At 42.2% G+C, this 23,575-nt stretch carries 29 protein-coding genes; 16 read left to right on the top strand and 13 right to left on the bottom strand.

Translation table 11 applies throughout. The annotated features are described in order from the left end of the window. The first annotated feature begins 21 nt into the window (after nucleotides 1–21). Nucleotides 22–477, top strand: coding sequence for a ferritin-like domain-containing protein (locus G7092_RS09385; RefSeq protein WP_166088504.1), 456 nt, complete (start codon nucleotides 22–24; stop codon nucleotides 475–477). A 71-nt stretch (nucleotides 478–548) separates the two neighbouring features. Here the strand turns inward: G7092_RS09385 and G7092_RS09380 are convergent, their stop codons facing one another. The 4 genes from G7092_RS09380 to G7092_RS09365 form a co-directional block, all read right to left on the bottom strand. Continuing rightward, a complete protein-coding gene (locus G7092_RS09380) occupies nucleotides 549–992 on the bottom strand; it encodes a hypothetical protein (RefSeq protein WP_166088501.1) in 444 nt (147 codons plus the stop codon). A gap of 120 nt (nucleotides 993–1,112) precedes the next feature. Continuing rightward, complete coding sequence (locus tag G7092_RS09375; RefSeq protein WP_166088498.1) at nucleotides 1,113–1,331, bottom strand: hypothetical protein; 219 nt, start codon at nucleotides 1,329–1,331, stop codon at nucleotides 1,113–1,115. Nucleotides 1,332–1,509: 178 nt separating this feature from the next. Next, nucleotides 1,510–1,734 (bottom strand): hypothetical protein, encoded by a 225-nt coding sequence (locus G7092_RS09370; RefSeq protein WP_166088496.1) that lies wholly within the window; start codon nucleotides 1,732–1,734, stop codon nucleotides 1,510–1,512. 176 nt (nucleotides 1,735–1,910) lie between these two features. After that, nucleotides 1,911–2,135, bottom strand: a complete 225-nt coding sequence (locus G7092_RS09365) for a hypothetical protein (protein WP_166088495.1) — start codon at nucleotides 2,133–2,135, stop codon at nucleotides 1,911–1,913. 334 nt (nucleotides 2,136–2,469) lie between these two features. On the opposite strand from G7092_RS09365, the gene G7092_RS09360 reads away from it, so the two are divergent. Continuing rightward, entirely contained in the window at nucleotides 2,470–3,039 is a 570-nt protein-coding gene (locus G7092_RS09360) for an RNA polymerase sigma factor (protein ID WP_166088493.1), read from the top strand. A 12-nt stretch (nucleotides 3,040–3,051) separates the two neighbouring features. After that, nucleotides 3,052–4,164, top strand: coding sequence for a S1 family peptidase (locus tag G7092_RS09355; RefSeq protein WP_166088491.1), 1,113 nt, complete (start codon nucleotides 3,052–3,054; stop codon nucleotides 4,162–4,164). Nucleotides 4,165–4,399: 235 nt separating this feature from the next. On the opposite strand, the gene G7092_RS09350 is transcribed toward G7092_RS09355, so the two are convergent. Together G7092_RS09350 and G7092_RS09345 are read right to left on the bottom strand one after the other, a co-directional pair. Continuing rightward, nucleotides 4,400–5,596: an NADH-quinone oxidoreductase subunit D gene (locus tag G7092_RS09350; RefSeq protein ID WP_166090956.1), complete on the bottom strand. Its 1,197-nt coding sequence runs from the start codon at nucleotides 5,594–5,596 to the stop codon at nucleotides 4,400–4,402. 355 nt (nucleotides 5,597–5,951) lie between these two features. Beyond that, complete coding sequence (locus G7092_RS09345; RefSeq protein WP_166088456.1) at nucleotides 5,952–6,800, bottom strand: cupin-like domain-containing protein; 849 nt, start codon at nucleotides 6,798–6,800, stop codon at nucleotides 5,952–5,954. A 130-nt stretch (nucleotides 6,801–6,930) separates the two neighbouring features. On the opposite strand from G7092_RS09345, the gene G7092_RS09340 reads away from it, so the two are divergent. Beyond that, the gene (locus tag G7092_RS09340; RefSeq protein ID WP_317169989.1) at nucleotides 6,931–7,923 is read left to right on the top strand and encodes a glycosyltransferase family 2 protein; all 993 of its coding nucleotides are present in this window, start codon (nucleotides 6,931–6,933) and stop codon (nucleotides 7,921–7,923) included. 2 nt (nucleotides 7,924–7,925) lie between these two features. Beyond that, the gene (locus G7092_RS09335) at nucleotides 7,926–8,381 is read left to right on the top strand and encodes a DinB family protein (protein ID WP_166088454.1); all 456 of its coding nucleotides are present in this window, start codon (nucleotides 7,926–7,928) and stop codon (nucleotides 8,379–8,381) included. Nucleotides 8,382–8,544: 163 nt separating this feature from the next. Here G7092_RS09335 and G7092_RS09330 read toward each other — a convergent pair whose 3' ends face one another. Beyond that, on the bottom strand, nucleotides 8,545–9,759 hold the full coding sequence (locus G7092_RS09330; protein ID WP_166088452.1) for a BaiN/RdsA family NAD(P)/FAD-dependent oxidoreductase: 1,215 nt from the start codon (nucleotides 9,757–9,759) through the stop codon (nucleotides 8,545–8,547). Here G7092_RS09330 and G7092_RS09325 point away from each other — a divergent pair. The 4 genes from G7092_RS09325 (at nucleotide 9,758) to G7092_RS09310 (ending at nucleotide 11,665) form a co-directional block, all read left to right on the top strand. Then, on the top strand, nucleotides 9,758–10,372 hold the full coding sequence (locus G7092_RS09325) for an NADH-quinone oxidoreductase subunit A (RefSeq protein ID WP_166088450.1): 615 nt from the start codon (nucleotides 9,758–9,760) through the stop codon (nucleotides 10,370–10,372). The two genes, G7092_RS09330 and G7092_RS09325, sit on opposite strands and share 2 nt — an antisense overlap. Then, nucleotides 10,362–10,844 carry an NADH-quinone oxidoreductase subunit B gene (locus G7092_RS09320; RefSeq protein ID WP_166088448.1) on the top strand — a complete coding sequence of 161 codons (483 nt, stop codon included), beginning with the start codon at nucleotides 10,362–10,364 and terminating at the stop codon, nucleotides 10,842–10,844. The genes G7092_RS09325 and G7092_RS09320 overlap by 11 nt, the downstream gene beginning before the upstream one ends. A gap of 13 nt (nucleotides 10,845–10,857) precedes the next feature. Then, entirely contained in the window at nucleotides 10,858–11,184 is a 327-nt protein-coding gene (locus tag G7092_RS09315) for a hypothetical protein (protein WP_166088446.1), read from the top strand. A 145-nt stretch (nucleotides 11,185–11,329) separates the two neighbouring features. After that, nucleotides 11,330–11,665: a hypothetical protein gene (locus G7092_RS09310; protein WP_166088444.1), complete on the top strand. Its 336-nt coding sequence runs from the start codon at nucleotides 11,330–11,332 to the stop codon at nucleotides 11,663–11,665. A gap of 286 nt (nucleotides 11,666–11,951) precedes the next feature. Here G7092_RS09310 and G7092_RS09305 read toward each other — a convergent pair whose 3' ends face one another. Both G7092_RS09305 and G7092_RS09300 read right to left on the bottom strand, forming a co-directional pair. Continuing rightward, entirely contained in the window at nucleotides 11,952–12,680 is a 729-nt protein-coding gene (locus G7092_RS09305; RefSeq protein ID WP_166088442.1) for an SDR family oxidoreductase, read from the bottom strand. Nucleotides 12,681–12,966: 286 nt separating this feature from the next. Beyond that, nucleotides 12,967–13,167 (bottom strand): hypothetical protein, encoded by a 201-nt coding sequence (locus G7092_RS09300; protein WP_166088440.1) that lies wholly within the window; start codon nucleotides 13,165–13,167, stop codon nucleotides 12,967–12,969. 198 nt (nucleotides 13,168–13,365) lie between these two features. Between G7092_RS09300 and G7092_RS09295 the strand changes: the two genes are divergently transcribed. Genes G7092_RS09295 through G7092_RS09285 form a run of 3 tightly spaced genes read left to right on the top strand, consistent with a single transcriptional unit; the run spans nucleotide 13,366 to nucleotide 15,478 of the window. After that, the gene (locus G7092_RS09295; RefSeq protein WP_166088438.1) at nucleotides 13,366–13,956 is read left to right on the top strand and encodes a TetR/AcrR family transcriptional regulator; all 591 of its coding nucleotides are present in this window, start codon (nucleotides 13,366–13,368) and stop codon (nucleotides 13,954–13,956) included. A 5-nt stretch (nucleotides 13,957–13,961) separates the two neighbouring features. Continuing rightward, nucleotides 13,962–14,195 (top strand): hypothetical protein, encoded by a 234-nt coding sequence (locus G7092_RS09290; RefSeq protein WP_166088436.1) that lies wholly within the window; start codon nucleotides 13,962–13,964, stop codon nucleotides 14,193–14,195. A gap of 8 nt (nucleotides 14,196–14,203) precedes the next feature. Beyond that, entirely contained in the window at nucleotides 14,204–15,478 is a 1,275-nt protein-coding gene (locus tag G7092_RS09285; RefSeq protein WP_166088433.1) for an MFS transporter, read from the top strand. An 849-nt stretch (nucleotides 15,479–16,327) separates the two neighbouring features. Here the strand turns inward: G7092_RS09285 and G7092_RS09280 are convergent. Next, nucleotides 16,328–16,945 (bottom strand): hypothetical protein, encoded by a 618-nt coding sequence (locus tag G7092_RS09280; protein WP_166088431.1) that lies wholly within the window; start codon nucleotides 16,943–16,945, stop codon nucleotides 16,328–16,330. Nucleotides 16,946–17,051: 106 nt separating this feature from the next. Between G7092_RS09280 and G7092_RS09275 the strand changes: the two genes are divergently transcribed. Beyond that, complete coding sequence (locus tag G7092_RS09275; protein WP_166088429.1) at nucleotides 17,052–17,549, top strand: hypothetical protein; 498 nt, start codon at nucleotides 17,052–17,054, stop codon at nucleotides 17,547–17,549. 69 nt (nucleotides 17,550–17,618) lie between these two features. On the opposite strand, the gene G7092_RS09270 is transcribed toward G7092_RS09275, so the two are convergent. Both G7092_RS09270 and G7092_RS09265 read right to left on the bottom strand, forming a co-directional pair. Further along, the gene (locus G7092_RS09270) at nucleotides 17,619–18,212 is read right to left on the bottom strand and encodes a fasciclin domain-containing protein (RefSeq protein ID WP_166088426.1); all 594 of its coding nucleotides are present in this window, start codon (nucleotides 18,210–18,212) and stop codon (nucleotides 17,619–17,621) included. A gap of 752 nt (nucleotides 18,213–18,964) precedes the next feature. Next, on the bottom strand, nucleotides 18,965–20,419 hold the full coding sequence (locus tag G7092_RS09265) for an NADP-dependent isocitrate dehydrogenase (RefSeq protein ID WP_166088424.1): 1,455 nt from the start codon (nucleotides 20,417–20,419) through the stop codon (nucleotides 18,965–18,967). A 182-nt stretch (nucleotides 20,420–20,601) separates the two neighbouring features. On the opposite strand from G7092_RS09265, the gene G7092_RS09260 reads away from it, so the two are divergent. From G7092_RS09260 to purE, 3 genes are all read left to right on the top strand, one after another. After that, nucleotides 20,602–20,982 (top strand): hypothetical protein, encoded by a 381-nt coding sequence (locus G7092_RS09260; protein ID WP_166088422.1) that lies wholly within the window; start codon nucleotides 20,602–20,604, stop codon nucleotides 20,980–20,982. A 66-nt stretch (nucleotides 20,983–21,048) separates the two neighbouring features. Further along, the gene (locus G7092_RS09255; RefSeq protein ID WP_166088420.1) at nucleotides 21,049–22,188 is read left to right on the top strand and encodes a 5-(carboxyamino)imidazole ribonucleotide synthase; all 1,140 of its coding nucleotides are present in this window, start codon (nucleotides 21,049–21,051) and stop codon (nucleotides 22,186–22,188) included. Between the two features lie 194 nt (nucleotides 22,189–22,382). Further along, entirely contained in the window at nucleotides 22,383–22,874 is a 492-nt protein-coding gene (gene purE / locus G7092_RS09250) for a 5-(carboxyamino)imidazole ribonucleotide mutase (protein ID WP_166088418.1), read from the top strand. A gap of 116 nt (nucleotides 22,875–22,990) precedes the next feature. On the opposite strand, the gene G7092_RS09245 is transcribed toward purE, so the two are convergent. Further along, a complete protein-coding gene (locus G7092_RS09245; protein ID WP_166088416.1) occupies nucleotides 22,991–23,554 on the bottom strand; it encodes a YqgE/AlgH family protein in 564 nt (187 codons plus the stop codon). Nucleotides 23,555–23,575: the final 21 nt, after the last annotated feature.

Here is a 23,575-nt window from a genome sequence, read left to right as displayed (position 1 = left end):
TTCTATATAAAACTTACTATTATGGAAAACACGCAAGCAACAGCCGAGGTATTAAATGACCTGGTACAGATTAATAATGATCGCATTGAAGGATATCAGCGGGCTTTAAAAGATCTAAAGGATAACGAAACTGATCTTAAAGATCTTTTTACTACGCTGATTGGCGATAGTCATCGGTTTAAAGTAGAGCTGGGTACCGAAATTCAGGTACTGGGACAGGATATTGATAAAGGGACAACTACCAGCGGTAAAATTCACCGGACATGGCTGGATGTTAAAGCTGCATTTACTGCTCACAATACCCATGACATATTGGAAGAATGTGAATTTGGGGAAGATGCCATTGTTAAAGCCTATCGCGAAGCTTTGGAAGAGAAATCCTTATCTGCTCATTTGCGCGCGATAGTGAACACGCAACTGAATGAACTGCTTGATGCTCATGACGAAATAAAAGCATTACGCGACCGGGTTCAATAAAAAAGATAATTTGAAACAAAAAAAGACCTGCCACATGGCGGGTCTTTTTTTATAAATAAGTTTTGTTGTTTTTAGTTTTCCGGCGATATGCTTACAGATTTAACCTGCCAGCTTGTTTTTTCAGACCAATCGCCACCGGTGTAAGTCATATCAACCACCCATGCAGAGTTTATAGTTTTGCCGTCAGTATTTAAGGCTTTCACGGTTGACCGGATCTGGTAGCTATTGGTAGCCGTGTCAATCAGCGGCTTAAAATCATGATCCGGAAACTGGGCGGTTGAGGGTTGCTTTAAATGATCTTTTACAACTCCGCGGGCCATATTAAAAGCCTCCTGACCCGTTGGTTTGCGATTAAGGTGTACCGTGCTGTTTTTACTGATACCAAAAATTACTACAATAAAAACTATAATAAAAGCAATGCTAAAAAGCGTGGCTGTTTTAATATGGGGGTGCCGGTGCCAGCCTATAGTTTTACGTTCGTCTTTACTGAGTAATTGCCATTCCGAATATTTCATATGATTTTAAACTTACCATATGAAACAATATCTATCCAAATTGTTTTGCAGCAAAACCGCTGTTAAACAAAAAACGCCCCGGTAAGTCAGGGCGTTTCTTTGTTTCTAAAAAAAGAAAAATTACATTTTTTTAGCTGAGTCTTTTTTAGTTGAATCCATCTTAGTAGAATCTTTCATTGACGTTTTAGCTGAATCAACAGCAGTAGTTTTAGCTGAATCCATTTTAGCTGAGTCCATTTTTGCTGAATCAGCACCTGCAGCTGAACCAGAACCTTTACAAGCAGCAAATGAAGTAGCGATAGCCAGGGCTAAAAAGCCAAGTTTGAATGAATTTTTCATGTTTAATTTTTTAATAAGTGATTTAATAGTTTTGTTATTAATACGGTAAACAAAAAAAGGTAACCCATAATTTTAAAAAAAATTACAGGTTACCCTTTATAAATTAACGAATAACTAAAAAATCAATAAAAAGGTAATAGAATTTATATTTCGGTATACCTTTTATATTGTGGTAAAATTATTTCTTAGCAGCAGTATCTTTTTTTACTGAATCAACTTTGGCAGCACCAGCTTTAGCAGTAGAGTCAACTTTAGTAGCTGAATCAGCTTTAGTAGAATCAACTTTAGTAGAATCAGCTTTAGCAGTTGAATCAGTAGTTGAAGCTGAACCAGAACCTTTACAAGCAGCGAAAGAAACAGCGATAGCTAAAGCTAAGAAACCTAATTTGAATGAATTTTTCATTTTGTGAGTTTTAAAATTTAAATATTTTGTGATCGTTTTCGGTATTAATACTTTTAGGAATAAAAGGTAACCCAAGTTTTTTCGAGAAAAATATAAATTACCTTTTATTGTTTGTAAATAACTGATAAACAGGATGAAAAAAAATATAAGATTTTTATTTACCTGCGGGTTACTTGTTATTTTTTAGTTGAATCGGAAAGAACAGCTGTAGCAGAGTCGGCTGCCGCTGCTGTAGCCGAATCGGCAGCAAGCGTTTTAGCTGAATCAATTTTAGCCGAATCAATTTTAGTAGCATTGGCTTTGGCCGAATCAACTGGTGTTTTTGAACCATGACCGCCACAGGCAGAGAAAGAAATAGCGATAACTAATGCGGCTAAGCCGGTTTTGATTAAATTTTTCATTTGGATATGTTTTAAGTTTTAATTGTTTGTTTTTGATATTAATACAACAAAAACAAAAAGGTAACCTGACAGGAGAGAAAGGTATAGGGTGTTGACAAGTGATTAACGAAATGTTTTGAGGCCGTTTTTTTTTATTGCAGATTTGCCGCCTGATAAAAAAACAGGGTAAAACAGGCTTGGGTTACCTTGTTTAAATTATAGTATTAAAAACGGATAAAACATTCGGGCGTATAATTGTTACAACACTAAATATCCGCGTTGGTACTAATAATTTATTTTAGGTAAATTATTTTTTATAATGATGGGTTACAATTTCGTATAAATAGTATTAAGAGTGAATAAAGAGTTAAAGACTTCGGCACCAACAGATAGCGAGATAGTTCTTGGTATACTTAACAACTCGGAGATAGTGTTAAAAAAAATGTACACTACCTATTTTCCGATGATACTACAGTTAATTGTCAATAACAATGGGGATGAGGATGATGCCAAAGATATTTACCAGGAAGCCATCATCGTTCTTTATAATAAAATCAAATCGGGCAAGTTCGAACTGAGCAGTAAGCTTAAAACGTATATCTATTCGGTTTGTCGCAGGCTTTGGCTTAAAAGGCTTAGCCACATGAACAGGTACGGGGGCGATATCCGTGATTTTGAAGAGTACCTGCCGGTTGATGAAGAAATTGACGACCATAATGAAAGAGACCTGCAGTTTGGTAAAATGGAAAGTGCCCTGCAACTGCTGGGTGAGCCCTGCAAAACCATTATGGAAGATTTTTATATACATAACAGATCTATGCAGGATATCTGCGAACGTTTTGGTTATACCAATGCAGATAATGCCAAAACACAAAAATATAAATGCCTGCAAAGGCTCAAAAAGCTGTTTTTTCAGCAAAAATAAGGAGAGTTAGAGATGAGTGATCACCAACTTACGGAATTAATTGAAAGGTACCTTGACGGCAGCATGACCGCCGAAGAACGTACCCAGTTTGAATTGCTCCGCAAAAACGACGCAACTGTAGAAAGCCGGGTTGCCGAGCATATGCAGTTTATCGCTTTATTAAAACAATACGGCGAGCGCCTGGAGCTTGAAAAACGCCTGAATGCTATTCATGACGAAATTGATGTACATGCCCTGAAAGAGGAAGTAACTATCCATCCAACCTGGGTAGTGCGAATGTGGAGGCAGCATCATTCTAAAATATCAGTAGCAGCATCTATAGCCATTTTTGCTGTTTTAGGTACGCTGTTCCTTACCGGCAAATTAAACAATCATGAATCAAATTTTGAGCAATTGAGCCAGGAAGTAGGGCGGCTTAAATCAAAAACAGATAAATTGGAAGGCCAGGCAAATACTTTTATTAATAATTTACCTGTTAAGCCCAAAGCCAGGCCATCTAACCCTGGTAATTTCAGGGGAACAGGCTTCGCGCTTTCATCAAACGGATATATCGTTACCAATTACCATGTGATTAAAGATGCCGATTCTGTTTACGTACAAAACGCCAATGGCGAATCGTTTCACAGCAAGGTTATCTATACCGAACCCGGGAATGATATAGCTGTGTTACAGATTAATGATGATGCTTTTGAGGGATTGGGTGCAGTACCTTATAATTTTAAGCGTTCATCTACAGATCTTGGTGAAAACGTATTCACTATTGGCTATCCGGATAGTAAGGTTGTTTATGGCTTGGGTTCGTTAACCTCATCCACCGGTTATCAGGGCGATACTACCGAATACCAGGTTTCTATACCAGTTAACCCGGGTAACAGCGGCGGTCCGTTGCTGGATGATAAAGGAAATGTGGTTGGTATTATCAATGCCAAACAAACCCAGGTAGCAGGAGCGGCGTTCGCGGTAAAATCTGCATATCTGCTCAAAGCAATCCAGAATATACCTTCAGATTCATTAAGCAAATCATTAACCTTAAATACCAAAAACACGCTGGCTGGTTTAAGTCGCACCCAGCAGTTAAAGAAACTTAAAAACTATGTTTTCATGGTTAAAGTTTACAATCAATAATTTGCCCAACCAATAAAAATTAATAATTGAAAAGGAGGTACCGTAAGGGACCTCTTTTTTTTGCCCCCTAACCCCCTAAAGGGGGAACTACCTTTCATTTATTAATTTAATATCCAATAACGGATGTTGAATACCGAATATCGAAGTTTTTTACCTTCATCATTCGAAATTCAATATTGGATGTTCGATGTTATCTTCTAAAATTCCCCCTTCAGGGGGCTAGGGGGCTCGGCTTCTACCTGTCCACTTCGCCCAGTACAAAATCAATGGAGCCTACAATGGCTATCAAATCGGCGATGAGTACGCCTTTGGATATTTCGGGTAATACAGAAAGATTGTTAAAACTTGGTCCGCGTGATTTTACACGGGTAGGGATCTCCGATCGTCCATCGGCCATAAAATAGAAACCAAGTTCGCCTTTGGCGCCTTCACAGCGTACATAATAGTCCTGCGCCTTCGGCGTTATTTTGCGCGGCATTTTGGCGCGCGGATCAAAATCCGGTGTGCGTTTCAGTTCGTTTTGCAGGCGGTCGAGGCATTGCTCCACTATCCGCAGGGATTGTTCTATTTCATCCACACGCACTTTGTAGCGGTCCCAGCAGTCGCCTACAGTACCCATTAAGCCTGTGCCAACGGGGATCTCAAAATCAAGCTCTGGATAAGCGGAGTAATTATCAATGCGCCGCAGATCCCATTTCAAACCCGATGCGCGCAGCATAGGGCCTGAGCAACCATAGTTAATAGCCACATCCAATGGCAGTACGCCTACATTGGCCGTACGTGATATAAACACCTGGTTATCGGTAAGCAGCTGGTTAAGCTCCACCATTTTGGGTTTAAAATATTCTACAAACTCGCGGCAGCGTTCCTCAAAACCTACCGGCAAATCGTAAAACAAGCCGCCAACCCATATATAGTTATACAGCATACGCGAGCCCGAGGCCCATTCCAGCATCCCCATAATATGTTCGCGATCCCTAAAACACCACAGGAAAGGGGTGAAGGCGCCAATATCGATACCATAAGTGCCAATAGCGATGAGGTGCGATGCAATACGGTTCAATTCGCAAACCAACACCCGGATATACTCTATTCGCTTGGGGATCTCCTTGTCAATACCCATCATCCGTTCAACACCCATCACAAAAGCGTGACTATTGTTCATGGATGCCAGGTAATCCAGCCTGTCGGTAAAGGGGATGGTTTGCTGATAGGTTAATGATTCGGCATGTTTTTCAAAACAGCGGTGCAGGTAGCCGATATGGGGGATAACTTCTTTTACAATTTCGCCATCGGTGATCAGCTCCAAACGTAAAACACCGTGTGTAGACGGATGCTGCGGGCCCATATTGAGCACCATATCCTCCACGCTGGCTTCGGCTATTTTTTTATGGTAGTTATTTAAAGCTTCTTCGTATTTCGGGTTTGTGATCACCAATGTTGTATGCTGTTTTGTAGGCTTCAAAAATCAACATTTTTTTGGTTTTATCGGGATAAAAATCTATAAAAATTGTAGTCTTTAGAGGATATACAGTCGACTCACCCCGACGTCGCTGCGCTTGTCGCCCCTCTCTCCGCTTCGCGGAAAGAGGGGCTTTACTTCTTTTTGTCGTCCTGAGCGGAGCGAAGGATCTGTTGTTTATTATGCAATTGCAGAATAGATCCTTCGTTCCTCAGGATGACAAATTTCTTTTATAACTTTTCAATTCCCCTCTATGCGCCAAAGGCGGAGAGAGGGGTGACGAGCGCAGCGATGTCGGGGTGATGTCGGGGTGAGTCGACTTCTGTTACCTCCCCTTCAGAGCCTCCCCAATTTTGCAGCTTTGCGTAGCCACTGCGGCATAAGCATACATGGCTACGGCTTTCAGTTTGCTGTCGCGTTTTTTGAAGGTCCACACATCCTTCATAAATTCCTTATGGTTTTTGCTGTTCAGCGTATCGAAAGCAACAGAAATGGTGGGTGTAAGCGAGTACGCTGTATGCCAGGTCCCGAAGGGGATAAACAAGGTTTCGCCGGGGCCGACCACAAAATTTATGGGTGTAGCATCTTTAAACAGCGGATATTTCTCATAATCGGGTTCAAACACATTGAGTTCCGAGCGCCAGGGATCGTCAGGGCGGGGATAAAGCATATGTTCCTGTCCGCGCGGGAAAACGGTGAAACGCTTTTCGCCATATAGTTGGGTTATCCAGGCATTCAGATGGTAATAGTCGATATGCATATAAGGAAACTTACCACCCGGGCCGCCCACGAACATTTCGGTAGCGCCGCCCCATTTGCCGATGCTGAACATCTTATTCTTCAGCCAGTTGGGCGATGCATAGTTCAGATCCAGCGGATCAAGCAAGGGCAGTATTTCGGGTAGGGTACTTGGGATATCAAAAATAATGGGGTAGGGAGCCGGTTTTTCTTCAGTAGCGGCCTCCACCATATCCATTACCTGCTGCATGGTATAGGTTGTACCCCGGCAATCGGTTTTACGATCGGGGTAATTTTCACGAAACCAATCCGGACTAAACAGCCCATTAGCCTTCCAAACTTTGGCGGCATTAGTAAACACCAGTGGTATGCCAGGTTTATAATGCTCTTCCATAAATTCCTCATAAGTAATATTGTCTCTTCTGATGATATCCATATTTAAACAGGCTGCAAGGCGATACAGGTTTAGTAAAAGATTAAACCCTTAGCTTAATAATTAATTGATTGATTTAATTTATGAGGCAGATGGAGATTTGACCGTATTACGGAAATACCAACTAAAGGTTGTGAAAAAACATGAAGATTGGGTGAACAAAATGCACAGGCTGGCTTTTAACCAGAATAAATATCCCATTACTTTTACCCAAATTATCGCCTGTTTAAATACCTTTGGCTTAATGAAAGTATCCGGATTTACCTTTATCAGAAACGCGGTTAAAAATGATTACCCCATTGTTGAAGCCATCACTTCCATTTTGCCGCTTTGCGATGAGTTTATTGTGATGTCCGGAAATTCTGATGATGGCACGCGGGAGCTCATTGAAGGTATTGGTTCACCCAAGATCAGGATCATTGATTCTGTTTGGGACGACTCACTAAAAGATGGCGGACGCGTTTTTGCTGTAGAAACCGACAAGGCTTTTGACGCCATATCGCCGGATAGCGACTGGGCTTTCTACATTCAGGGCGATGAAGCTGTGCATGAAAAATACCATCCCCTTATCAAAAAGGAAATGGAAGAGGCGCTGAACAAGCCCAACATCGAAGGGCTGCTGTTCAAATACCTGCATTTTTATGGCTCGTATGATTATTATGGCGATTCGCGCCGTTGGTATCGCCGGGAGATCCGCCTGGTTAAGAACATTAAAGGGATAAGGGCCTATCGCGACGCGCAGGGTTTCCGGCTTAACGATCGAAAGATCAAGGTAAAACTCATCGACGCTTATATCTACCACTACGGCTGGGCCAAGCCACCGCAGGGATTGAATAATAAAATCCGCAATTTCAACAAATTTTACCATGATGATGCCTGGATGGAGCAAAACCTTCCAGAAACCTATGAGTTTGATTATGGCAATGCCGATAAGCTGGTGCACTTTACCGGCACACATCCTGCCCCTATGCAAAAACGAATAGCCGCTACCAACTGGAAGATTGATTTCAGCACCAAAGCGCTTCGTAAAAACATGACCTTCAGGCGTAAATTCCTGCAACGGGTGGAGCAGCTTACCGGCTGGCGCATAGGCGAGTATCGCAATTATGAAATTGTAGAACGGTAAGTATGGCGCAATTCTTTGATATCAATAACCGGGCTGAATTACGCAGATTATTACTATCGCTCAATCCCCAAACAGTACCAGTATGGGGTAAAATGACACCCCAGCAAATGGTGGAGCACCTGGTTGATCAGGTAGAATGGACAAATGGTAAAAAAATACCATTCTGCGAGCGACCTGCCGACGAGGCTTATCAAAGCAAAATGGAGATGGTGTACTCCGATATAGAGATCGGACGAAACGTGGTTTTTAAATCGCCTCCGGAGCATTATCAATACCTCGATATCCCAACCGCTGTTGACCAGTTAATGCAGGAACTAGAAGCCTTTGACCGGTATTTTGAGCAGCCTGGCATCACCGCTATCCATGGCGGTTTCGGTCCCATGAATCATCACGAATGGCTCATATGGCATGGTAAGCACTTTACCCATCATATGAAACAGTTTGGGCTGATTGCGTAGCAATAGGTGTATATCTGATGTTATAAAGATATGTCATTGCGAGCGCAGCGTGGCAATCTCGTAGCTATTCTTATTCATGATAACGCGAGGAGATTGCTTCGTCGTACCTCCTCGCAATGACATAATGGGTTAAAAATGAGCGCGATTAGACTGAAAATTCCGCTCAAATATTCTGCGCAATCACAAAACCGCTGGCCCAGGCCCATTGAAAATTGTAGCCGCCCAACCAGCCGGTAACGTCCACGCATTCGCCGCCGAAGAACAAGCCGGGGACTTTCTTCGCTTCCAGTGTTTTAGAGGATAGTTCGTCAGTTGATACACCGCCGCGCATGACTTCGGCTTTGTCGTAGCCCTTGTCGCCGGCAGGTTTTACTTTGAATTCGTGTATTAGCTCGCTGATGTTCTCGATATCCGTTTTAGTGAGCGAGGCCAGGTTTTTCTCCACCGGCAGTTTATCGCTCAGGGCTTCGGCAAATTTGCGGGTATATAAGCTTGCCAGGTAGGCCAGCAGCATTTTTTTGCCATTGGCTTCTTTTTCCTGTAGTAGCAGGTCGGCTATGTTTTGATTGGGGAGCAGGTCGATGTTGATGTATTCGCCAGGTTTCCAGTAGGAGGAAATTTGGAGGATGGCTGGTCCGCTGAGGCCCCAATGCGTAAACAGGATGTTTTCTTCAAAGCTGATCCTGTCGTTTGATACCCGGCAAAAAATGCTGTTGCCGCTCAGTTGTTCATACCAGGGCTGATCCTTCCCGGTAATCGTCAGCGGAACCAGGGCAGGGGCGGTATCCACAATTTTAAGGTCGAAATTACGCGCCGTACGCAAGCCAAAATCCGTAGTGCCCATTTTGGGGATAGGTAAACCACCCGCTGCAATCACCACGCTGGGTGCGCTGATGTATTCTTGCCTGCCATCTATCTCAGCGCGAACAGTAAATCCATCGGCAGTTTTTTCTACCATTTTTACTTCGGCATCGCACCAGATCTCCTGGTCCATATCGGCACACAAGTCAATAAAAACCTGTACCACATCCTTGGCTTTATCGCTCACCGGGAAAAGCTGTCCCAGTGTTTTTTCCTTACCCTCAATACCGTAGGTTTCAAAAAAGCTGATGGTATCCTCCACCGTCCATTGCGAAAAAGCCGATTTGCAGAAATGGGGGTTCTGCGATATAAACTGCTGATCGGTAGCATACAAATTGGTATAGTTGCAGCGGCCACCCCCGCTGATGAGGATCTTGGCGCCTACACGGTCGGCCTTTTCCAGTATCAGCGTGCGCTTGCCCAAAAAGCCCGCCTGTACGGCGCACATGAGTCCGCAGGCGCCGCCGCCAATAATTATTGCATCAAAATGGGTTTGTTTTGTTAAATTTGTAGTCATGACCGATGTTTCGCAAATATCAGAATTTGGCAAGATACTCATCTTCCTGATCACCGGAATAATTATGGTATGTGTAATATTTTTTATTAACCGCCTGCTTGCTCCAAAAAATCCGAATTACGAAAAATTAACCTCGTACGAATGCGGCGAAGAACCCACCGGCAATGCCTGGCTGCCCTTCAATTCGCGTTTTTATGTTATAGCCCTCATATTCTTGTTGTTTGATGTGGAAATGGTATTCATTTTTCCCTGGGCAACGGTATTTGGCAGTCATGAAATTATAGCGCAGGACGCACGTTGGGGCTGGTTTTCGCTGGCCGAAATGTTTGTGTTTTTAGGCATCCTGATATTGGGCCTGGTGTACGTTTGGCGCAAAGGCGACCTGGAATGGATAAAAGCCAAACCCGTGGTACCTGTAACCGATGTAACTATTCCCGCATCACTGTACGAGCAATTGAATATGGAGCAGGGAAAATTTGTGGTGAAACCCTTTAGCATGGGTAATGAGCCGGTAGTAGCCGAAACAACTGTAACAGAAGCACCCGTCGAAGCCGCACCTGTCCGCAAACCCATGTTTAAACCCACTTTTAAAAAGCCAACCAATGAGCAGTGATATAACGAGTGAAAGTGGCGGTGTTGTAGTAACCAAATTGGACGATCTGCTCAACTGGGCGCGACTGTCGTCGCTGTGGCCTTTAAGTTTTGGGATAGCCTGCTGCGCCATTGAAATGATGGGGTCGATGGCTTCAACGTACGATCTGGATCGTTTTGGCGTATTTCCGCGCCCATCTGCCCGCCAGGCCGATGTGATCATTATAGCCGGTACCGTAACCTTTAAAATGGCCGAGCGCATTAAACGCCTGTACGAGCAAATGCCCGACCCTAAATATGTGATCTCGATGGGTTCCTGTTCCAACTGCGGCGGTCCGTACTGGCAGCATGGCTACCACGTGGTAAAAGGGGTAGACAGGGTGATCCCTGTGGATGTATACGTACAAGGTTGCCCGCCCCGCCCCGAAGCCCTCATCGGCTCCATCCTGGAACTGCAAAAGAAAATTGAGCAGGAACATTTGGTGAGAGGGTAAATGAAATGAGGTGGTGAAAAAGCTAAAGGATATAACTTGGGTGATTTTTGGCATTGCAATTTTGGGTTTCTTTGTATATAAGATAGCAAAAAATTCGTTTACAGATCATTTTCTGGGAAACAAGCCTCAATATATTAAAGCCGTGATTATTGATGAGAAGAATTTTATGGGAAATCAGCGGGTGAAACCAGAATTCTCCTATTCTTACTTGTTCCGGGTAAATGGTTCAGAATATAGAGGGAATGCTCATGATATTACGCTTAAAGTTGGGGATACAGTGGAAGTTGAATATAATAAAGACCAGCCGGGTATCAACAGACCAATACATCCAAAAAATTAAAAAATAATTAAAGAGTAGCTTACCTAACCCCTTTTGCTGGCGTACGCGTGTCGCGTGTGTATATATTTAATTAGTACACCTTGCATATATTACCAAGACACACGCGACACGCGTGCGCCAGCAGGGGGGTAAGAAAAATTAAACTATGGGCGCATTTAATACGTTGACTATTCAGGCAAATTGTAACAATTGCGGTGGTGTAATGATGTACCGCGTACAATTTAAGTTTGGTGAGGTTTGGCAATATGAATATAAGCTTGGTGATAAAATTAAAAGAGCAGAACCATATTATGATAGGGGTAAGCCCAACTTACCCAGGGTTATATGTGATGGAGCCCTGGAAAATAATATTTGCCCGCATTGTAATTACGAAAATCCAAAGGACTGTGATATTATATTCGAGTATGATATCATCAAAGGCATAAAACCTCCGGTTAATTGGGATAGATACGACGATGACGGTTGTTATATTGATGAATAAGGCCGGTTTATTTCAGACAAATTATCAAAAGCCTTTTGCTTGCGCACGCGTGTCGCGTGTGTCCCTATTTAACTAAGCAAGACATCTGAATATATGTGACAAAGGCACACGCGGTACGCGTGTGCCAGCAGAAGGTACGCATGAGCGCGGTGCGAAAGAGAAATCTTCTACACCATATATAGCTTGGCCTTATAGTCGTAGAAGATTTCTCCTCGTACCTCGTTCGAAATGACTTGCTTTTTATTTCTTTGTGAATTTCAGGCGAATGGGAAAAGTGATTTTACAACTATTTAACGGGGTTCAACCGATCAAATATAACCTTCAACCCCTCCGGGTCGCTATGGGTTACAGTTTCGCTAAAGCCAAAGGTTAGTTCGGTTTTTCCGGCTTTCAATTGCTCAAATATACCTTCAATAAAGGTGCTTACCGGCGGATGCGCATCGTGTAAACCTATCCCACCTAAATCGGTATTCAGCGCAGGCGGTATTACCTCTATTACCTCGATGTTTTTTGGTTGAAGCAGATAGCGGGTAGAAAGTGTAATGGAATGCAAAAAAGCTTTGGTGGCCGAATAAACCGGTACCTGGGTAAAAGGCACAAGAGCCAGACCCGAGCTTACATTCATCACCGTTGTGAACGATTTTAATTGGATAAACAACGATGTTAAATGAAGCGGCGCTTCGATATTGGTGGCTATCTCTATTTTAGCACGCTGCATAAAATCATTGTCGGTGATGTTCATCCATTGCTGTATACCTGCATTATTCACCAGCACATTTAAGTCGGGATGGTTCTCAGTAACCCAGTTAAAGAGTTCCACGCGTTCTGCTTCAACCGAAACATCGCACACTTTGGTTATCACGGATGGATATTTAGCGGTGAGCTCCTGTAAAAGGGATTCGCGCCGGCCGCAAACAATAACAGTATTGTTTTCCTGTAAAAAACGCTCGGTAAGTCCCAGACCTATGCCACTGGCTCCGCCGGTGATCAGAATTTTATTATGATTTAATTTCATTTGTTTGAGTTATATCTATCACACAAAGGTCCATAGAAACATAACGCAACTGATTACAAATATCAATGCTATACTTACAAAATTCAAACATTTTGCGGCAAGCAGGAGAATAAGGCAGCGAGGAGAGGGGATAGTTGATAGGTCAGCATATCATTGTCATCCTGAGCGGAGCGAAGGATCTTCTTTAATAGGTATATCACAGAATAGATACTTCACTCCGCTCAGTATAACAAATAGATTTTCCTAAAAGGAATGTAAGGAAAAGAAAATAGTCAGAGGGCTTAGCTTAGCCGCGGCAACCGCACCAGCATGGGTTTTCAGAGCATCTGCATATTTCGCCTCCGGCGCAGGTAATGCTGGTGTTGCATCCGCCCTGGTTAATACTGCAGGTAGGACCGCTGGCACCGCCTGTTACCTTTTTCAATTGTGTTCTTGTAAGCACTTCGGTAGCCCCAAGTGCTAATGCTTTCAATTTTAAAGTTTTCATGGTTTTTGTTTTTAAATGATGGTTCATTCACTTGCTATTAAAGGTAAAGCGGGAATGTTACCTTATAGTAAATTGATCATAGTGTTTTTCTACAAAGGTTAAGAACTTACAAAAAACGTCTGTTTCACATTGTCAAAATAGTCACATAAATAAAACATCATTATAAATGAATGAATATTTATTTATCTTTGTGCCGTTATGCGATCAAGAAATACAGATAAGGAAGAATTGGTAAAGCAAAAAGCTATCGAGCTCATCATCAAAGATGGTTTAGAAGGCTTTAGTATGAATAAACTGGCCAAGGCATGTAATATTTCGGTGGGTACACCCTACGTATACTATAAAGACCGCGACGACCTGATCATGAAAGTGGCTATGGAGGAGCTGAGGGTGATGGAAGAATTTTTTACCAGAGACTTTGACCCCGAAGAGCCATTTGAACAAGGCTTGCGTAAACAATGGGAAAACCGTTACCGTTATGCCCGTGAAAAACCCAGGATGAGCCAGTTTTTTGATCAGCTGCGCAGTTCAAGTTACCAGGAAGAGTTTCTTTCGGGTTTTATGCCTGGATTTGTGAGTGCCATGACCAGGTTTATGCAAAATATTACTGAGCGCGGCGAAATAGAAACTATGCCTTTTGAGGTGTATTGGTCAATAGCGTTCGGTACTTTATATAACCTCATCCGCTTTGATATGGAGGGGAAAAGCCTGGGTGGCAAGCCTTTTAAGATGACCGATGAAGTACTCTGGAGGGCGTTTGACCTGGTGGTGAAATCCTTAAAAAAGTAAAACTGATGGAAACGGCTTTAAATTTTAATCATATCCTGCTGTTTAAAACAAACATCAGTAGCCATAAGGGCAAACAACTGCTGCATACCATACTGGATAAGCATCCTGTCGTACAATGCTGGAGTATTGACATGGAGGATAGCGACCATGTATTGCGCATCATATCAGAAACACTGTCGCATACGCAAATTATCGAAATCATAAACCATCACGGCTACCAATGCTGTGAACTAACTTAAATTACATTATGGATAATCAACAACCGGTGGCTTTTACAGGTTACCAAAAACTCATTATATTTTTACTGGCTATCACCCAGTTTACCGTGATACTTGATTTTATGGTGATGTCGCCGCTGGGCGATATATTGATGAAATCGCTTAACCTGAAACCCTCGGCCTTTGGCATTGCCGTATCGGCTTATGCTTTTAGTGCGGGTATATCGGGCTTGTTAACCGCGGGCTTTGCCGATAAGTTTGATCGTAAAAAGCTGCTGCTATTCTTTTATCTGGGCTTTATTACGGGTACTGTTTTTTGCGGTTTGGCGCAATCTTATGCAGTGCTGGTTGCCGCGCGTATCATTACCGGCCTGTTTGGCGGGGTTATCGGCTCCATATCTATGGCTATTATTACCGATTTGTTTACCCTGCAGCAACGCGGACGGGTGATGGGTTTTGTACAGATGGGTTTTGGTGCAAGTCAGGTTCTTGGGGTGCCTATTGGTCTTTATTTGGCCAATGCCTGGGGTTGGGAGTCTCCATTTTGGATGGTAGCCCTGTTAAGCATCAGCATTGCAGCCTTAATAGCCATTAAAATGAAACCCGTGGTGGCGCATTTACTCATCAAAACCGAAAAAACGGCTTTTAAACATTTGTTACATACGGTTACCAAAAGTAATTATCGTATAGGTTTTGCGGCTACGGCGTTACTTTCTATAGGTGGTTTTATGATGATGCCTTTCGGCAGTGCTTTCGCTATCAACAACCTGGGGTTAACCAACGGGCAATTACCTATATTATTTATGGTAGCTGGCCTGAGTTCATTGGCTATCATGCCATTGGTAGGTAAATTGAGCGATAAGATGAGCAAGTTTAAAATATTTACAATTGCCACCATATGGATGATGCTGATGTGTGTATTATATACCAATTTGGGGGTTACTGCTTTTCCTTTGGTTATTTTATACAATATATTAATGATGATGGGCGTGATGAGCAGGATGATACCTTCATCAGCCTTAACCAGCGCCATACCTGATATGGCCGATCGTGGGGCCTTCATGAGCATCAACTCCTCGTTACAGCAAATTGCAGGTGGTGTTGCCGCTGCAGTTGCAGGCATGATTGTAACACAGCAGGGCAAAGGTGCACCGCTGCAGCATTATAACATAGTGGGCTATGTAATTGTAGTGATATCCATCATCACCATCCTTTTAATGCGCAGGGTTGATAATCTCATCAAAAAGAAAGCCGAAAGCGGCAAATCGATCATTCCCGATGAAATTGTGATTTTAGAAGGGTAAACTAAATTCCCATATATTTATATCAGCAGCCCGGGTACCTTTTAACAGGTATCCGGGCTTTTAATTAAGGATTCATTTTTAGTTCCCTCCCCACGGAAGGGGTGCGTAGGGTAGGTGTAATGGCAGGAAGGGGTTTCTACTTGTGATGATTATCTTGTTCCATAAACCCCTTCCTTCCCTTCCCGAGGGAAGGAATCGCACAAGAGCCCTGGCGCTTTTGATGGCTGTCATGCTGAGCTCCGTCGAAGCATGGTGGGTGGGCCTCTGCGCTCTACCCTTCGACGGAGCTCAGGGTGACAGCCCCGCTTTTATGTTCCCTCAAGGGCACTCGGAGATTGAAGTTAGCCCACAAATTAACCAACTTGAAATTTCAACCGGAGGCACCTACGGAGCCAAAGAACGTGCTCTTTTTGAGCTATAAACACGTGGCCCCGCTGGGGCAACCAATGCTTTATATTATAATCAGTATGTTTTAAGCGCCATTCGGCCTCAGAGAGGCCTCCTGTTTATAGATAAAATTTAAATAAACAATAGACTCCAGCGGAGTCTCCTTACCCTGAACTTGCTTTCCGCGTTCTTTTTAGTTCACATTTTTTTTTGTGGGTTAACTTAAATTCGGATAGAACCCTGAGGGATGAAACTTTCTGATTTTACAGGCAACCTTGAAGGGACGATAAAATTCATACTTTTTAAAGTTTTCAAAACGCATTAAAACCGTGCAGGAATTTGTTAAATGCGTTAAAATGAAAATTCTTAGAAGGATTTTTAAGCTGTTTTTGCCCCGCTTTTGAATAGAAAATTGTTAAAACGGGAGGTTTAAAAAGTTTTTAACAAGGAGAAATTTAAAAATTAGAATACTACTTTTTTCTCTTCGACTATCTCTTTCAAAATAGCCTGCAGCACTACAGCATTCCAGTCTTTGGCAAAGCTGCGACTTTTATACTGTCGCTTGTTTTTACGGTTGTAAATCATGAAATAGTTGTAGTAATTGCTGATACCCACTTCACTCCATTGCAAAATGTTGAGCGCATCCCAACCAATACCATTGGGGTGAAAGTAAATGCCACAAAGCTCAAAGGTTTGGTTGATCTTATACAAATCGTAGTAGTAATTGTATTGGTTTACAAAGTAATAGCGCCACAGCTGATGTATAATCTCTGACCAGAGCTGGTTATACAAATTTTTCCGGATGCCATAATAACTACCTAGTTTAACGCTGATTACCTTTTGCTGATCGGTTTGAATTTCAATAAAGTACTGCCTGCCGAAGGTAAAAGCATAGCCCCGTATCCAGCTAACACCGTACCGGAAACCGGTAATGGCTTCAGCAGGTATAAAATCAGGCGACTTTAAACCCATCGGTTTTTCGATGATCAGGCTTTCTGTTTTAAACGTTAATATCTTGTTCGTTTTTTTATTCAGCAAAGCCGGAACCTCAATAAGGCAGGTGTCATTATTCATTGCCATAAAAATAAGCATCTGTTACAAAAATTTACTTAAAAGCAAAAAATAATTTAACAATGTCGGTATCGCAACTTTATAAAAAGCATAAATTAGCCGCTTAAATTTCCTGATGCAAAAAGATACCACACCTCATAAAAGCAATGTGCTGCTCAATATTCTTGGTATTGGATTAATAACCGGTACGCTTGATGGTTTGGCTGCCCTGCTATTGAACTATAAAATACAACCCGCCATCATTTTTAAATTTATAGCCAGCGCGGTGTTTGGCAAAGCAGCCTTTAAAGGAGGTGCCGAAATGGTTGCAGCCGGTGTTATATTTCACTATCTGATTGCTATTTTATTTACCAACGCGTTTTATCTGCTATATCCCTTCTTTAAAAAGGGGCTTAAAAATGCTTACCTCATAGCGGTTTTGTATGGCTTTACCGCCTGGATCATCATGAACCTGGTGGTTATACCTATCACCCAAAAAGCGTTTCCGGTAATTAAACTACCGGTTTTGATAACCGGTATAGCTGTGCTGATTGTTTGCCTGGGATTACCAGTAGCTTTAATTGCCGACCGGCACCTGAAACAGGGAAAGTTTAATATGCTATCAAAAAAGTAGCCCATAAAAAAGCCCGGTACCTGCATACCGGGACTCTTTTGGATTTAGAATTAATTAAACAAACGATTTTTATTGAGGTATCAACACGCCATTCAGGCCGTGTATAACACCATTACTGGCCATAGTATCAAATGATATTACCAGGGCTGAATTTCCTTTGGCATCGGTAATCTGGAGGTTACTCTTGTCGTTAACCGATAGCGTTAAAGTATCGCCGTCAATAGTTTTTAAAACAGCTTTGCCTTTGCCGGCACCCAGGGCTTTAATGATGTCGGTTTTGGTGTATTTACCGGCTACCACATGATATTTTAAAACTTTGGCCAGTTTGGCGTGATCTTTCATCAAATCGTCCATGGTAGGTTTTGGCACCTTGCTGAAAGCTACATCGTTTGGTGCAAAAACGGTAAAGGGTCCGGCACCTTTTAAAGTTGCTTCCAGATCGGCGTTTTTAATGGCCAGGGCCATTGGTGCAAATGTAGTAGAGCTGGAGAGTACACCAACCACATCGCCAGACGCTGCAGAAGGAGCAGCGGTTGAGGCAGGAGCGGTTTTGTTAGTTGTATCGCGTTTAGTAGTATCTTGTTGTTGTGTTTGGGCAATTGCACGGGTTGATAAAAAACCGATAGATAGTGATGCAATGGCAATTAAAACTGACTTTTTCATGTTCATCTTTCTTTTGATTTTGTTCATAATTAGCATGTAAATAAGTAGCAGTTTTTCTGATATATTATCGTTTAAATTAATAGTTCATTTCAATTTATGTAGATTTATAACTTATAATTACAATGAATGGTTTTTAATTAATTGAAAAAGGTGCTTAAACCGCTAAGGGAGAGGGAAGTAAAAATGATGTGAATTGCACGAATGGGTACGAATTACCCTGTTTATCAAGGTCCGCACACCATGGCTCGACATCGCTGCGCTGCTTTTCACGCTTACACTGTCGCGGATGGAGGTAAAAAAGATTTGTCATGCTGAACGGAGTGAAGCATCTATTATTGAACTTTTCAATTGTAGAATAGATCCTTCGTTCCTCAGGATGACAAAAAACAAGATAAAATGCCCTCTTTGCGGCGAAGCCGGAGAGAGGGTGGTCCAGCGAAGCGTAGACCGGGTGAGTCGACTATGCTTCATGTTTGGGTTTGATTGATATCTAATCACGGGCTATTACTCTTAGTAGATCAGGGAATTAAAAATGACACTTTTATCCCAAAAGCATGGTTTACACTTTTTTGATAAAATAAAATATAAATAATTGATTATCAATAAATTAAATGTATGTAAACCCTAAAAAGTGTAAACCCATGTAAACCCACTTTTTGCCAATTTGTGGCTGATATACTCTGGTAGTTAAATCGCATAAAAAAAGCCCATGATCAATCACGGGCTCTTTTTATATTGAAGTAAGCAAATATTTATTGACCTTGTGCTAAGGTATAACCAATTTTACCGTCGAAATTCATCAGGAACTCCACAGAGCAAACTTTGGCCAGTTCAGAAAAGTCGGCGGCAATGTGCAGCAGCTCTTTCTGGGTGATCTCCTTACCTGCCTTCTTTTCAAAACGTACGCGGTACTCGTTAACCAGTTCGGTATAAATAGAACCTGTTGGCCAAACCTGGGTGCCGCGGTTGGATATCATTACCAGCTCAAAATTATCGGTTAGCACCTTTTTGGCCATTTCGGCCAATTCATTGGGTTGAACACGGGCTTCCACAAAAACGTCAACACCAATCATTTCTTCTTTGATGTTTTTGGTAACGGTAAGCTTGTTTTTTATCGGTTGTAAATGGCTTACACGGGCTTCAAAGTCGGGGTTTGAAAAAACACCGCCGTTTGCCGGTAGTTGTCCTATGTTGGCAATAATAGCATCGGTAAAGGCATTGGTATTAGAGGCCGGGATAGCTTTGTTTCCAAAATCGCCGGTATGTACACCTTGTTCCAGCGTATATAATAGCGCATTTTCGATATCAGCCGCGTTTTTGGAGAAACCAAGGAAACGCAGCATCGAAATACCCGAAAGTAATAAAGCGGTAGGGTTGGCAATGCCTTTTCCCGCAATATCAGGAGCGGTGCCATGTACAGCTTCAAATATGGATATATTATCACCAATGTTGGCTGATGGCGCAAAACCCAATCCGCCCACTAAACCGGCGCAAAGATCTGATACGATATCGCCCTGCAGGTTAGTTAAAACAATGGCTTCGAACGTTTCCGGACGGGTTACCAGTTTCATGCACAGGTCGTCAACAATAATGTCTGATGCTTCTATTTCGGGATATTCTTTGGCTATTTGCTGAAAAGTTTCCAGGAAAAGACCATCGGTCAGTTTCATAATATTGGCTTTATGGCCACAGGCTAATTTTTTTAAGCCTTTGCGTTTAGCCATTTCAAAAGCATAACGGATAACCTGCGCCGAGCCCGGGCGGGTAATGATCCTGCGACCTACAGCAACATCGTAAGTAAGCAGGTGCTCAATACCTCCATAAGTATCCTCGATGTTTTCGCGGATAATGGTAAGGTTGATAGGGATACCAGCTTTGGAAAAAACAGTATCAACGCCATTCAAAGTCCTGAAGTCGCGTTGGTTGGCGTAGGTATTCCAAACTTTACGGGCGGTTACGTTGATGCTTTTTACACCTTTGCCCTTTGGGGTTTCCATAGGACCTTTAAACAATATACCCAATGTTTCAATGGTTTCTTTAGCCTTAGCCGTCATACCGGTGGAGTGCCCCGCGTCGAAATACGACTTGCCCATCTCCACAAATTCGTACTCTAATGGTACATTATTGGCCTCAAAAACTTTAAGTACGGCCTGCATTATCTCGGGACCTATTCCATCACCGTTGGCTACTGCTATTTTAGTTTTCATCGAAAATTATATTTATGTAAAAAACGGTGCTAAGGTACTGTTTTTAGGGTATTTAAAGGGGTTTTGCCTTTTTGCAGTTCAATTTGTGACAATAGGATTAAGGCTTTTCGGGCTCATATACGTTTCTTTGCAGCCATAATACCGGCCCGGAACCGGGCTTATTTATTATATTTGATATCAAGATGAAAACAATTCCTAAACAACTTTTCAGAGTATTCTTATTTGCAGTTATCCTGTCTATAGCGGCTACCTGTGTTTACTACAATATATCGCAAAAAAGCGACGATTATACCAAGACCTTGCCCAAGATCATGGAAAATGTTACTTTTTTAAATATCATCATTTTTGTGATGACGCTGCCAGCTTTGTTCCTGGTTAACCCACCATATTGGAATAATCGTATTGTACGTTTTTTGCTGTATTTTGCCGGTTCGATAGTGTTTATTATTACCGCGTTGACCATGAAATTAAGTCCGCCTGTTAAAATAGTCTATCTCATGACTGGTGGTATATTCCTGGTTGTACACTCTATTTTTTATTATTTACTGGTTAAAAAACGGTAGTTAGCTATAGATGTTGAAGCATTTTATGGCTTTTTGAAAGATTTCAGGTAAACTTGCATCTTCAACATGAAAGCATTCTACGGAGATTTAAAATTAGGTATCCTGGGCGGCGGCCAGCTTGGTCGTATGCTGATACAACAGGCCATAAATTATAATGTTACCATAAAAGTTCTTGATCCCGATCGGGAGGCGCCTTGCCGTAAGCTCTGTGATGAGTTTACTATAGGTTCGCTGAGCGATTATGAGACTGTTTACAATTTTGGTAAAAATGTAGACATGATCACCATTGAGATAGAGAAGGTGAATGTTGATGCGCTTGAACAACTGGAGCGTGAAGGGGTGATGGTTTATCCACAGTCACGAATCATCAGGCTGATACAGGATAAGGGCTTGCAAAAGCAATTTTTTAAAGAAAATGGCATCCCAACGGCCGATTTTCAGATCATATCATCAGCGCAACAACTACAGCAAAGTTTTATCCCGTTTCCGTATATTCAAAAATTGCGCAAAGATGGTTACGACGGTAAAGGCGTTTATAAAGTAGTCGACGAAAGCTACTTACCTGGCGCTTTCAAAGAGCCCAGCCTGATCGAAAAATGGATCGATTTTGAAAAAGAAATAGCTGTAATCGTGGCTCGGAATGAAAAAGGTGATGTAAGTACATTTCCGTTGGTAGAGATGGAGTTTAACCCACAAGCCAATCTTGTTGAATTCCTGATATCACCATCAACCTTACCGTTCGAAATATTAGAACGGGCCGAACAAATTGCCAAAAAGATTGCCGAGAGCCTTAAAATTGTAGGTATTCTGGCCGTTGAAATGTTTTTAGACAAACATGGTAAAATACTGGTAAATGAGCTGGCACCACGTCCGCACAACAGTGGGCACCAAACTATTGAGGGAAATGTGGTTTCGCAGTTTGAGCAGCATTTGAGAGCTATATTTAATCAGCCGTTGGGTGATACGGCCTGCCTTAACAATGCCATTATGGTAAACATTTTAGGCGAAGTAGGCTATGAAGGGCCGGCCATATACCAGGGTATCGAAAAAATACTGAAAACTCCAGGTGTATATGTGCACTTATACGGAAAAGCCCTAACTAAACCTTTCCGTAAAATGGGTCACGTAACCATTGTTGACTCTGACCGGAAAAAAGCCATTGAAAAAGCAAGGTTTGTGCAGCAAACGCTGAAGGTGATAAGTTAGGTGATGGTTCATAGATCATAGTTTATTAGAATTAAAGTTGTCATTCTGAGGAACGAAGGATCTATTCGCCAATATGCATATCGTATAATAGATGCTTCACTGTGTTCAGCATGACAATTCTTTTATGTAATCATAATTGAATAACAAAATATAATAACCCTCTCAATGACGGTTTTTAATAAGGAAATATAAATATGAGCCAGCCAAAAGTAGCCATCATCATGGGCAGCAAATCCGATTTAGGCGTGATGCAGGATGCCGCCGATGTTTTAAAAGAATTAGGTGTAGATTATGAGATCACCGTAGTATCGGCACATCGTACGCCAGACAGGATGTTCAGTTACGCCCGCGCTGCTGCCGATCGTGGTATTAAGGTAATCATTGCCGGTGCCGGTGGCGCCGCGCATTTGCCGGGCATGGTAGCTTCGTTAACACATTTACCTGTAATCGGCGTTCCTGTAAAATCAAGTAATTCCATTGATGGCTGGGACTCGATATTATCCATATTGCAAATGCCAAATGGTATCCCTGTGGCTACTGTTGCCCTTAATGCGGCAAAAAACGCCGGTATACTGGCCGCGCAGATATTATCTACAGCTGATGAATACCTGGTTAGAAATCTCATCAGCTTTAAAGATGACCTTAAAAAGAAAGTAGAGGATTCTGCAAAGGAAATGGAAGGGTAGTGAGGCAGTTGCCAGTGGGCAGTTTACAATCAACATTAAACACAAACAGCGATGAGTAACCATCGCTGTTTGTGTTTATTTTAGTAGGCAATCCTATTACGATATTAACTGCAAACTCAATTCAAAGCCGGATTTTCCGGGAAGTTGGCAATGTGGGCGTAACGCTGGCCCAGGCCTATAACTACTTCTTTCCAAAGGTTTTGCTCATCATTAGAGAATAGTGTTTCTGATTTAAATTTCTCGGCAACTATCCAGCTGTCTTGCAGTATTTCTTCATCAAGTTGCTGGGACGTCCAGCCGGAGTACCCAGCAAAAAACTTGATCTCGTGTTCGGTTAACTGGTAATTTGATATTAATTCTTTTGCCTGTTCAAAATCGCCACCCCAAAATACGCCTTCGGCTATTTCAATGCCGCCCTCTATCTTTTCGGGGCAACAGTGCATAAAGTGCAGGGTGTTTTTGGCTACAGGTCCGCCGTCATAAACCGGCATTTCAGAGTAAGAAACATCTGGTAAAACATCACCCAGCATATATTCACTGTGATGGTTTAAAATAAACCCCATAGCGCCGTCGGCAGAGTATTCTGTTAGTAAGATAACCGATCTTTTAAAATTCGGATCCATCATAAAAGGCTCCGAAATGAGCAGACGCCCAGCGGCTGCCGGAATAGGACTAAGCATAAGGTTCAGTTTTTAAATATT

The sequence above is a fragment of the Mucilaginibacter inviolabilis genome, assembly GCF_011089895.1.
Lineage (GTDB): Bacteria > Bacteroidota > Bacteroidia > Sphingobacteriales > Sphingobacteriaceae > Mucilaginibacter > Mucilaginibacter inviolabilis.
The sequence above is the reverse complement of the archived record's forward strand: the minus strand, read 5'-3'. Positions and strand labels throughout refer to the sequence as shown.